We start from the raw sequence: 2,490 nt of genomic DNA, 5'->3' as shown, positions 1-2,490 counted from the left end.
CCAGCGGTACGGTCGGAGTGGGCGCACCGCCTGGTGAGGGAAGCGGCGCGACGGGCGCTTGGCCGGTCGTCGTCGGGCCCGCGGCGGGCGGGGCAGTGGTCTGGGATGGCGTTGTCGGCGGGGTGTCCGAAATGGGGGGAAGACTGGAGGGTTGCATGGCCGATGCGGCAATCGGCGCGGATTGCGGTGGCGGAATCGGTGCTTGAGCAACAGCTTTGGCGGCCGATTCGGCCATGGCCGACTGGAAGTCGGTTATTGGCGTCTGAGTCGGTGTGGCGGCCGCGGGATTGACCGTGCTCGGCGTGCTTGGCGAGGTGGGCGTAGACGGTGTGGTTGGGACCGACGGTGTCGACGAACCGGCGCTCGATAGCGGACTGATTGGAGCGCTGATGCGCGGAGGCGCGGGTGTTGTGGGATTGTTTGGGGCGGCGGGGATTCCGGGGGCAATGGGATCTGACGGACCTGCACCTCTTGGTATAACAGGCGAATTAGCGACACCTCCGGAAGGTGCCTCAGGGCTGTAAGTCGGTTCGAAGACCTTGTCGCCACCGGGCATCTTGGTAGGAAGTTCGGCACCAGCTGTCGGCGCCACCGGGGAGTACTTGCCGTGCGGCGTCGGAGAAATACTGGGCGGAGGTGCGAGTGGAGCTGCCCCGGTGTCAATTCCGGCGTTGGCGCTTTCAGGGACATAGCGATTACCCACGGGGACGATCTCAGGGCTATTCTTCTGCTCAGCGCCATGAAGAAAAGAGACATCGTCCGTCGGTGATTTCGTGGGTCGGTCTGACTTCGTGCTAGCTATTCTGGCCGCTGCTGATGTCACCGTCACCAAGTTCTCTGCGCGAACGGCTGCAATACCTTGATTTATCGCAGCGGCCTTTGCATCGTCCGGGATGTCGCTGCGCCCGCGTATCCAATCGAGGATCGTATTGGCCGTTTCGACTCTGTCGGCGATTTCACTCTTCGCGGCGGCCGTCGCCGCTGCGCTGTTCTTGTAGAGGCTCGCAGCCGCGTCTAAGTCCCGTTTAATGACTTCCAAGGCGCCTATCCGCCTGTCGAGTGATGAGGTGGCTGCGCTTGCCGCACCACCGCACCAGGTGCCTACGCCATCGAACGACCGTGACCGTTCGCGATTGAGTGCGTCTAGCTGGTCCCCGAGGGAAGTCGATACACGGTCGAAAGCGCGTGCGGATTCTCCAAGAATGTCTTCGTCGACTTCTGGCCACCTAGGTGGTGCTGTGAGGGTATAAGGGTCGTGCGGCCGAAGGGATCCCATTCACGCCCCGGCCGCTTTACATGCTTCATAAATGATCGACGTGCTCCGATAAGAGGCGGAGTCTAAGTAAACGTCCGACGGCGTATACGTCGGCAACGCTTGTGCGAACGCGCGACGGTACTGTGCCGCGACAACAGCGAAGTCTTGCAAGACTGGGTTCGATGACTTCTCGCCGAGTTTGTAAACGTCGTCCGCGAATTTGTTCATGACGGACACAACTGACTCAGCGGCTGCGCGATGTTCCGGTGGCCATGCGCTTACCGGCGTATTGGTATCCACTGCCTGCCATGCCGTCGTGTCGGCGTTGAACTCGTTGAGGAGTCTTACCCACTCCCCGCAGGTATCGTCGGCGTCCGGCATGAAAATTTGCGGTTTGCTGGGGTCCGAAACTTGCGCGACTCTTCGTGGTGGAGGGGGGACTTCGATAAGGGGCGCCCGTGCTTCAGCCGATCCGTTCGAAATCGCGGAGCAGATATACACGAGGACCGTAGAAGTCGTAATCATTACACCAGCGAGATGATTGTCCGATGGAGTGTAGGCGGGTATGGCATCGCTGTATGCCCGGGCGTATGCGATGAATTGTTCGTACAGCTCACGCATGACCCGATGATTTGTTAACCGTGCCAATGTCACCGTTTGGTCGGCAGCTTTGCGTGCAGCCTCTGCGACCCGGTCATAAGTAGCGCGTTGCTCAGGAGACCAGCCTGAAGCTGGAATGCCGGCATCTCGGTCACTCCAGCCCGTTTTCTGAACGTCCACAAAAGTCTGATTGATCGGTCCCCAAGCAGCGCAGCTCGGGTCCTCGGTAATGATGTTCACGGGACCGGTGTCGTCGGCGCTCGCTAGACCGAAGGTCTCTCCCGATGGAGTCGGGTCATCCCCGCCTCCACCGCCCGAGGTCACCGAAATCGTCACTGCCACAGTGACTCCGATGACGACTAGCAGCGCCACACCACCGAGCAGCCACTTCCAGACGTTGCCACGCTTCTTCGGCGGCGGACCCGCCGGCCACTGCTGCTGCCACGGCGGCTGCTGCGGAGGCGGGCCATACGGCCCCGAATATCCCTGTGGCGGACCGGGATTACCCGGTGGCGGACCCCCGGGCGGTGGCGGAAAACTCACAGCGCGGGCCCCAGTCCCTCCCCGACTGAAGTCGTCGAGTCCGAGGATGGCATCGCCCCCAAGGCGGCACCCGACACACCGCCGACCGCGCC

General features: G+C 62.0%; 1 protein-coding gene and 1 pseudogene. One reads left to right on the top strand and one right to left on the bottom strand.

The window, feature by feature from the left end; all coding sequences use genetic code 11:
- A pseudogene (locus tag AU192_RS25840) lies at window positions 1–206 on the top strand (hypothetical protein); the annotation flags it as partial.
- Between the two features lie 1,070 nt (window positions 207–1,276).
- On the opposite strand, the gene AU192_RS25250 reads toward AU192_RS25840, so the two are convergent.
- Window positions 1,277–2,197, bottom strand: a complete 921-nt coding sequence (locus AU192_RS25250) for a hypothetical protein (protein ID WP_242656987.1) — start codon at window positions 2,195–2,197, stop codon at window positions 1,277–1,279.
- Window positions 2,198–2,490 lie beyond the last annotated feature (293 nt).

The organism is Mycobacterium lehmannii (assembly GCF_001499925.1).
Lineage (GTDB): Bacteria > Actinomycetota > Actinomycetes > Mycobacteriales > Mycobacteriaceae > Mycobacterium > Mycobacterium lehmannii.
This window is presented reverse-complemented; position numbering and strand designations above follow the sequence as displayed.